8 protein-coding genes and 1 pseudogene are annotated in these 8,087 nt (G+C 73.7%); 3 read left to right on the plus strand and 6 right to left on the minus strand.

The annotated features are described in order from the left end of the window. The 3 genes from ACLBX8_RS31195 to ACLBX8_RS31205 all read right to left on the minus strand — a co-directional run. Positions 1–699: hypothetical protein (locus ACLBX8_RS31195; protein WP_447716369.1), on the minus strand; the 699-nt coding region annotated here is incomplete at its 3' end. Positions 700–1,017: 318 nt separating this feature from the next. After that, positions 1,018–1,428, minus strand: coding sequence for a peptide-methionine (R)-S-oxide reductase MsrB (gene msrB, locus ACLBX8_RS31200; RefSeq protein ID WP_020095375.1), 411 nt, complete (start codon positions 1,426–1,428; stop codon positions 1,018–1,020). A 99-nt stretch (positions 1,429–1,527) separates the two neighbouring features. Beyond that, a complete protein-coding gene (locus ACLBX8_RS31205) occupies positions 1,528–2,718 on the minus strand; it encodes a YihY/virulence factor BrkB family protein (RefSeq protein ID WP_447699178.1) in 1,191 nt (396 codons plus the stop codon). 113 nt (positions 2,719–2,831) lie between these two features. Here ACLBX8_RS31205 and ACLBX8_RS31210 point away from each other — a divergent pair, with 113 nt between their 5' ends. The 3 genes from ACLBX8_RS31210 to ACLBX8_RS31220 all read left to right on the plus strand — a co-directional run bounded on the left by ACLBX8_RS31210 (position 2,832) and on the right by ACLBX8_RS31220 (position 4,885). Beyond that, entirely contained in the window at positions 2,832–3,905 is a 1,074-nt protein-coding gene (locus tag ACLBX8_RS31210) for a UV damage endonuclease UvsE (protein WP_447699179.1), read from the plus strand. A 46-nt stretch (positions 3,906–3,951) separates the two neighbouring features. Then, the gene (locus tag ACLBX8_RS31215) at positions 3,952–4,503 is read left to right on the plus strand and encodes an RBBP9/YdeN family alpha/beta hydrolase (RefSeq protein ID WP_447699180.1); all 552 of its coding nucleotides are present in this window, start codon (positions 3,952–3,954) and stop codon (positions 4,501–4,503) included. Between the two features lie 154 nt (positions 4,504–4,657). Further along, positions 4,658–4,885 (plus strand): hypothetical protein, encoded by a 228-nt coding sequence (locus ACLBX8_RS31220; protein ID WP_447699181.1) that lies wholly within the window; start codon positions 4,658–4,660, stop codon positions 4,883–4,885. 8 nt (positions 4,886–4,893) lie between these two features. Here the strand turns inward: ACLBX8_RS31220 and ACLBX8_RS31225 are convergent, their stop codons facing one another. The 3 genes and pseudogenes from ACLBX8_RS31225 to ACLBX8_RS31235 form a co-directional block, all read right to left on the minus strand. Further along, positions 4,894–5,922, minus strand: coding sequence for a YcjF family protein (locus ACLBX8_RS31225; RefSeq protein WP_100252337.1), 1,029 nt, complete (start codon positions 5,920–5,922; stop codon positions 4,894–4,896). A gap of 28 nt (positions 5,923–5,950) precedes the next feature. Next, a complete protein-coding gene (locus ACLBX8_RS31230) occupies positions 5,951–7,396 on the minus strand; it encodes a YcjX family protein (RefSeq protein ID WP_447699182.1) in 1,446 nt (481 codons plus the stop codon). An 86-nt stretch (positions 7,397–7,482) separates the two neighbouring features. Then, positions 7,483–8,087, minus strand: a pseudogene (locus tag ACLBX8_RS31235) (hypothetical protein); the annotation flags it as partial.

Raw genomic sequence — 8,087 nt, forward strand, 5'->3', positions numbered from 1 at the left:
CGGCTCGGGCGGGCGCGGGGCGGCCGCGGCGGGCTCGGGAGCCGGCGGCGGTGCGGCGACGACCGGCGCGGCGGCGGCCAGCGCCGCCGGAGCTGCGGCCCGGCGCATAGCACCCATCGCGCCCTCGTCGGACTCGGTGCTCCGGCTGCTGCTGCTACCGTAACGGCCGAAGCCGAAGCGCGGCTCGATCAGGTCCAGCACCGCGTCCAGCGCGGCGTTGCTCAGCGCCACCTCCTCGGCCGCCGGCACGCCCTGGATGGCCAGGGCCGCCCGCTCGAAGGCCGGCTCGCTGCTGACCTCGCGGCCGAACCAGCTCGGGGCGTGGAAGCCGGCGGCCTCGCCGTCATCGTCGAAGGTGACGCTGATCAGGTCCAGGCTGCCGGGGGTGACGTAGCGGTCGATGGCGATCTCGCGCCCGCCGGCATTCAGCGTGGTGCGGTCGTAGGCGGCCTTGCCGGGGCACACGTCCAGCAGGGCGTCGCCGTGGGCGCGGGGGACGTCGGTGCGCTCCTCGACCGGGACGCCGTCCGGCCCCTTGTTCACCAGGACCAGCTGGCAGACCTGGCCGTCGACGCGCACGTAGGAGGCCCGGCCGCCCTGGGGCGCGAAGTGACCCTCTGTGATGCGGGCGCCACCCCGCTCCTTGCGGATCAGGCGGACCAGGGATGGTGCGACCAGAAATCGGCGAACGGTGCTCATGAACTCAAAACCCCTCCCGCTTGGTCGGCGGCGCGCCGATCCGGCGGACAGCCCTCAGCGCCGCCGGGCCGCACGGAAGGGGGCACGTGGAGCCGGCCCGCACGGCGTATAAGCTGACTGCCACGCCGTATTCGCCAGAGCCTGACCGCTTCCGTCGCCAATCACCGGACAGCGACATCCTGAGACTATAGAGCGCTAAGCAAAAACGCGACGAAATCAAGACCGGATCCGGCCGATGATCCGGCCCCGGCGGTCCCTGTCCCCGATATCCCGGCTTTCGCGCCGCGTTTCCGAACCCAGGTTAGCGGCCCCCGCGATTCATTCAGCCGGCTCGAAATTCATCGCCGCGCCGTTCATGCAGTAGCGCAGGCCGGTCGGCGCCGGGCCGTCGTCGAAGACGTGGCCCAGATGGCCCTTGCAGCGGGCGCAGTGCACTTCGGTGCGGACCATCCAGTGGCTGCGGTCCACCGTGGTCTCGACGGCGCCGTCGAGGGGCTCGAAGAAGCTCGGCCAGCCCGTTCCGGACTCGAACTTGGTGCCCTGCTCGAACAGCGGCTGACCGCAGCCGGCGCAGGTGAAGGTCCCGGCCCGCTTCTCGGCGAGCAGACAGCTCGTGCCGGCCCGCTCCGTGCCGTGCTCGCGCAGGACCCGGTACTGCTCCGGTGTCAGCGCCGAGCGCCACTCGGCGTCGCTGCGGGTCTCCGGGCTGGTGGTCGGCGTGTCGGCCATGACGATCTCCCTTCTCGCCACGCTATATAGGGATCGCGCGCCCTATCCGGCAGTCCCGGAGGATGCCGCAGGGCGTCTCCGGAATCGGAGACGCGGCGTTCAGGCGGCGGCGCCGACGGTGTCGGCCATCCGCGCCCGGCGCGCGCCCATCGGCAGCGGCGCGCCCGTGGTGGTGTCGCGGGCGGTCTGGTGCTCCAGCTCCGCGTTGATCTCGCCTCCGAGCAGCACGATCGTCGAGGAGATCCAGATCCACGTCATGAAGCCGATCACGGCGCCGAGCGACCCGTAGGTCTCGTTGTAGGTGCCGAAATTGGCGACGTACCAGGAGAACAGGAGCGACGCGGCGAGCCAGAGTAGGCCCGCGACGACGCTGCCGAACCCGACCCAGCGCCAGCGGGCGTGCTCCCGGCTCGGCCCGAACCGGTAGAGCACCGACAGGCCGCCGAGCAGGACGATCAGGATCGCCGGCCAGCGCAGGGCCGCGAGCAGCCACGCGGTCGAGCCGAGGCCCAGGAAGTTCAGCATCACCGGCACGACGACGATCACGTTGAGCGCGACGATGATGAACAGCAGGGCGCCGACCGTGAAAGTGAGCGAGCGGAGGTTGAGCCAGAAGAAGTTCCGCTTCTCCTCCTCCTCGTAGACGACGTTCAGCGCGTCGAACATCGCCTTCATGGCCGCGTTGGCGCTCCAGATCGACAGGAGCAGGCTGGAGAAGAACGTGATGCTGAGGGAGCCGCTGCCCTTGGCGGCGATGCGCTTGACCTGGTCGCCGATGAGCTCGACCGCGCCGGACGGCAGGACCGCGTGCAGCTGGGCGAGGTGATCGTTGATGACGGTCACGTCGGCGAAGAGGCCGTAGCAGGAGACCAGCGCGGCGATGGCGGGGAACAGCGACAGCAGCGTGTAGAAGGTCACCCCGGCGGCGACCGCCAGGACCCGGTCCTTGTTGAACTCCAGGTAGACCCGGACGACGATGTCCTTCCAGCCGGACCGCGTCATCTCGACGGGGCTGTCGGCGGCGCGGCCGCGCTCCGGCTGGGTCGCGGCGGTGAGCTGCGCGGCGCGCCCCGAGATCGAGCGCGCCCCCGCGGCGACGCCCTTTCGCAGGCCCCGATCGTCGCAGGACGGATCGCGGTCGAGCGGCGGCTCGTCGGCGGGGAGAGCCGCCGGCACGCGGCGCCGCCCCGGCGCCGCCGCGAGGGCGACCAGCGCCGAACCAAGCATCAGGATCCAGAGGATCGAGCCGCCCTCCGAGGGGCCGGTCGAACGCGACGGTGACGGGGGCATGGATCGGGGCCAGTGCGCGGAACTGCCGCGCTCGGGACTCCCAACGTCGTCGTGCCGCGGCCGTTCCGCGCGTCGCGCGGGGACGCCGCGGCCCTCCGCGCGTTGTGCTCGTTATGCGCGATCAGCCCCGACTCGGATTCTGCTGCAAGTTCGTCCTGGACGAGCCGCCCGGCACCCACGCCACCCTCAAGGCGGAGCGGGAGGCCACGCTGCACATGAACCTCACCAGCGTGACCATGGCCCATCTCACGAAGCTGGAGCCGGCCGCCCGGCGGGTGAAGCTCACCGGGCTCGTCGCCCACAACCTCGACGCCCTCGCCCGCCAGATCGCCTGGGTCGGGGCCCGGCCGCCGCTGGAGCGTCTCCTGCGCATGGCGAGCAACGTCCTTCCGGGCTACACCCACCCGATCGCGCAGCCGCTCTACGCCGAGCCCGAGATGACGGCGCTGGTCGAGCGCGGCCTCGCCGAGGCCGGCGCGCTGGCCCGCCGGCTCGGGGTGCGCCTGAGCTTCCACCCGGGACCGTTCTGCCTGCTGGCGAGCCGCAACCCGGCGGCGATCGCCAACGGCCTGTCCGAGCTCGACTACCACGCCGAGATCTTCGACCGGATGGGCTACGGCGGCGGCTGGCACCCGCACGGCGCCCACATCAACATCCATGTCGGCGCGGGCGACCCGGGGGTCGAGGGCTTCCGAGAGACCCTGCCCCGGGCGAGCCGGGTGGCGCGCGACCTCGTGACGGTGGAGAACGACGAGAACGTGTTCGGCCTCGACGCGGTGCTGCAGCTCGCCGACCTCGTGCCCGTGGTGCTCGACCTGCACCACCACTGGGTCGAGAGCGGCGGGGAGTATCTCGAGCCGGACGATCCCCGGATCGCCCGGGTGCAGGAATCCTGGCGCGGCGTCCGGCCCGTGGCCCATATCAGCGTGTCGCGCGAGGCGGTCTCCGCCGCCTGCGATCCGGACGCCCTGCCCGACTTCCCGGCCCTGCGCGCGGCCGGTCACGCGGTCCGCGACCTCGCGGCCCATTCCGACATGATGTGGAACCGGGCGGTGAACGACCTCGTCGCCCGGCACCTCGCCTGGGCGGATTTCGAGATCGAGGCCAAGGCGAAGAACCGCGCCTCCGTGCAGATCGCCCGACACATCCTGGCCCTCGAGGGAGCGGCGCCGATCGCGGCCGAATGACGGGACGGTCTCGACGCGTCCGCCGGTCCGCACTAGGCATCCCGGTATGAAGACCGCCGACTGCGACATCCTCATCGTCCCGGGGCTCGGGGGCTCCGAGGAGGACCATTGGCAGGCCCGCTGGGCGGGCCGCCTCGCCACCGCGCGCGTGGTCGAGCAGGACCAGTGGCACGAACCGACCCCGGAGGCGTGGTGCGGCCGCATCGCCGAGGCGGTCGCGGCGGCGACGCGGCCGGTCATCCTGATCGCCCACAGCCTCGGCGTGGTGGCGTGCGTCGAGGCGGTGCCGCGCTTCCCCGCGGGGGTGGTGCGCGGCGCCCTCCTGGTGGCGCTCCCGGACGTCGAGGAAGCGCCGGGCCTGCCCGACGCGGTCCGGGCCTTCGCGCCGGTGCCGCGCGATCCCCTGCCCTTCCCGTCCCTGCTGGTCGCCAGCCGTACCGACCCGTACTGCCCCTACGAGCGGGCGGACGACTTCGCCCATGCCTGGGGGGCGCTCACGGTCGACGCGGGCGAATCCGGCCACCTCAACGTGGCGAGCGGGCACGGCCCCTGGCCCGAGGGGCTGATGCGGCTCGCCGGGTTCCTGAAGGGGCTCTGAGCCTGCGAGCCCTGCGGCGCGCGAGGACGATCGGCGTCCCCGTGGCTCGGCGGGATGGGACCGGCGCGGGTCGCATTAACGCGCTGTTTACCACCGCCCTCTTCAGTGGCGGCACGGGCGGTCCTTCGTCCCGAAGCCGCCCCTGGAGAGCACCGTGACGCGCAAAGAGCTTCTGGAACGACTCGAAGCGGTGCAGACCGCCCTCGGCCCCCGGGCCCAGAGCAACTTCAACAGCTCGCTATTCAACGACGTGACGCTGCTCAAGCGGATCGAGGCCTTCGAGGCCAAGCTCGGCGAGCCCGAGAAGCCGAAGACCGCCGACTACACCGGCAACATGTTCTCGCGCATCGCCAACCGCCGCGCCACCGCGGGCGCCAAGTAGCCCCGCCACTATTTCGGCTCGGCCTCGGCCGAGCGCAGCAGCTCGCCGGCGACGTCGGCGAGCCGCGGCGGGGCCTCCCGCACGAACGGCAGCGGCCGGCAGACGTTGAGCGCCGCGAGCCCGAACCGGGCGGTCATCAGCCCGTTGAGCACGCCCTCCCCCAGCTTGGCGGAGACCCGGGCGGCGATCCCGAGCCCCAGAACCTGCTGCATCACGCTCTCGCCCACCGCCATGCCGCCGGTGACCGTGAGATGCGCGAGCGCCGCGCGCCCCAGCCGCAGGAAGCCCAGGAAGCCCGGCCGGCCGCCGTAGATCGCCGCGATCCGGCGCAGCAGCCGCACCGCCGCGAACACGACGAACGCCACGTCGACGATCGCCCGCGGGCTGAGCGCCGTCACCGCCGAGACCTGCTTGGCCGTCGTCGCGATGGCGTTGCGCGCCTGCCGGTCGAGGCCGGCGAGCAGCTCGTGCTCGGCCAGGCCGATCCGGTCGTCGACGTCGAGGATCGCGTCGGCGGCGGCGTCGATCCGGGCGCGGCCCGCCGACAGGGCGTCGCGGTCCGCGTAGAAGGTCGAGAGCGCCTGCACCACCGCCTGCGCGCCGGTGTGGTCGCGGGTGGCGAGGGCGTCCAGCGCCGACTGGCGCAGCCGCTCGATCTTGCGCTCGCGCCGAAGGCCGGCGAGTTCCCGCACGACGATCGCCAGCAGCGCCAGCGCGGCGAGGCCCAGCAGCGCGAGCGCGACCCAGCCGAGCCAGGGGGCGGCCTGGAACAGGTCGCTGATCATCCGCTCGACCGACAGGCCGACGCCCAGGGAGACGAGGCCGCCCACCGCCGAGAAGAACAGGGCGCCCCAGGGCGAGCGCGAGCGCGGGGCCACCGGCACGGCGACGCCGTCGGCGGCGTCGAGGATCTCGAAGGGTTCCTCGACGATCCTGGCCTGCGGCGGCCGGGGCCCGAGCGGCGTCGTGGTCACGCTCGGCTCGCCGACCGGTTCGGGGCTGATCCGGAAGGCGCGGGGTTTCTGGCCGGAGGTCATGGTCGCGGGCTCCGCATCGCACACATCGTCACGCCAGCCGGTCGCCGATCAGGAACTGCATCGCCCGGTCGAGCCGGATCTGCGGCAGGTGCCCCGCGCGGCCGAGCCCGTCCGGGCGCACCAGCGGCGGCCGGAAGCGCGGGAAGCGCAGCGAGCCCGGCTCGACCGCCCCCTCCAGCACCGCCTCGGCGCGGGCCGGCAGCTCGCCCGGGAAGATCGCGGCCTCGCTGTTGCCGTCGAAGACCTCGTCGCCCACCACCTCGCCGGCTTCCGGCGTGCCGGCCACCGCCCGCAGCGTCTCCGACCCGTCGTGGACGGTGGTCTCGCGGGTGGCGCGCACCGAGGCGAGCGCCACCGTACCGACCCGGGCGCCCGCGGCCTCGGTCCGCCGCATGGCCCGCGACACGAGCAGCCGCAGCAGCGCGTCGAGCCGGTCGTGGCTCGTCTGGTGGAGGTGGTCGGCCTTGGTGGCGGCGAACAGCACGCGGTCGGCCCGGGGGGCGAACAGCCGGGACAGCACCGTGTTGCGGCCGATGTTGAGGCTGAGCAGCACCGCGTCCAGCGCCTCCTCCAGCTCCGCCAGGGCGGTCGGCCCGGCATCGACCGCCGACAGGACGTCCACCAGCACGATCTGCCGGTCGACCCGCTGGAAATGGTCGCGGAAGAACGGCGTCACGACCTTGGACTTGTAGGCCTCGAAGCGCCGCTCCATCAGCCCGGCGAGGCTGTCGGGGGCGATCGTCTCGGTAAGCCGGTCGAGGGGTGCGAAGGTGAGCGCCGGCGAGCCCGCGAGGTCGCCCGGCATCAGGAACCGGCCCGGTGGCGTCGTCGCCACGGCTTCGGGGCCGGCGCGCAGGCCCGCGAGGTAGGTCTTGAAGGCGTCGCTCGCCCGCTCGGCCGCGACCTCGTCGAGGGGGCCGTTCGGGTCGAAGCCCTTGAGCGCCTCCAGCCAGGGCGCCGCCACGGCGGCGCGGCCGGGCCGGCGGGTGCCGCCGATCGTGGCCCGGGACCACGCCGTGTAGCTGGTCTCGATCAGCGCGAGGTCGAGGAGCCACTCGCCCGGGTAGTCGACCACGTCGAGCATCAGGGTCGCGGGGCCGGAGCGCCAGCCGGCGGCGCGCTCGTAGGCGATCTCCAGGCGGAACTGGCTGATCCGGTCGGTGGAGCGCGGCCAGCGCCGCGCCTCGGTGAGCGTCGCGAAATGCTCCTCGAAGGGGAAGCGCGGCACGTCGTCGTCGGGCTGCGGCACCAGCTTGGCGCGGCGCAGGCGGCCTTCTTGCGCGGGCGCGAAGGCCGGCAGCGCGTGCGTCTCCACGAGGTGGTGGATCAGCGCCGTGGTGAACACGGTCTTGCCCGAGCGCGCGAGCCCGGTCACGCCCAGCCGCAGGGTCGGCTGGACCAGCAGGTCGTGCGAGGCTTCGGCGAAGGCTTTGACGGCCGAGCCGGCACGCGCGGCAAGGTCGATCAGGGGCACGGGCGGGCTCGGGGTGAGGGAACGGGCCGGGCAGAGGTGGCGCGGCCGGGGCCGAACCGCAAGGCTTGCCGCCCGGGAAGCCTCCCCTAGGGCGGCGTGAGCGGCCTCAGCCGGGCGATCGCCCCGGCGACGAGGTCCGGGCCGGCCCGCAGCGTGCCGAGCTCCACCGCCGACATCGCCAGCATCACGGGCGCCAGGTTGGCGCGCGGCGCGCCGTCCGGCCCGAACAGGTCGAGGTCGTCGCCGGGCTTCAGGCCGACGCTGGCGCTGATGCGATTGGCGTAGGCCTGGATCCGGACCTCGTCGCCGGTGCAGAGCGGAGCCGGCAGGCGCAGGTCGAGGACCGGCAGGCCGGCCGCGATCGCCGGCAGCAGCGCGGATTCGGCGACCATCCGGTCGGCACTCGGGACGCGACTTGGCTTCCGGTCGAGGAGCGCCGAAGGGTCGGCGACGCTCCCGGCCGGGCGGCCGGTGGAGGCCGAAATGCCCGCGGCGATGTCGGGAACCGGCTGGAGCATCGCCACCCGCGGGATGGCGGCCGGGCGCCGGGTCGGGCGGCCGGCCATCCGGGCGAGCGGCGACCAGGGCTGAACCCGCAGGGCCGCCCGGCCCCGCGGCGCGCCGCCGGGGCGGTGCGCGGCCAGGTAGCGCGCCCGCAGGGTCCGCCCGAGGCCGCGGGGCGCGAGGGCCG

It is taken from the genome of Methylobacterium sp. D48H (genome assembly GCF_053345715.1).

Coding starts and splice junctions, on each gene's coding strand:
- ACLBX8_RS31225 (WP_100252337.1), bottom strand. CDS start 5,922: ATGACCTCCGGCCAGAAACCCCGCGCCTTCCGGATCAGCCCCGAACCG.
- ACLBX8_RS31215 (WP_447699180.1), top strand. CDS start 3,952: ATGAAGACCGCCGACTGCGACATCCTCATCGTCCCGGGGCTCGGGGGC.
- ACLBX8_RS31205 (WP_447699178.1), bottom strand. CDS start 2,718: ATGCCCCCGTCACCGTCGCGTTCGACCGGCCCCTCGGAGGGCGGCTCG.
- ACLBX8_RS31210 (WP_447699179.1), top strand. CDS start 2,832: ATGCGCGATCAGCCCCGACTCGGATTCTGCTGCAAGTTCGTCCTGGAC.
- msrB (WP_020095375.1), bottom strand. CDS start 1,428: ATGGCCGACACGCCGACCACCAGCCCGGAGACCCGCAGCGACGCCGAG.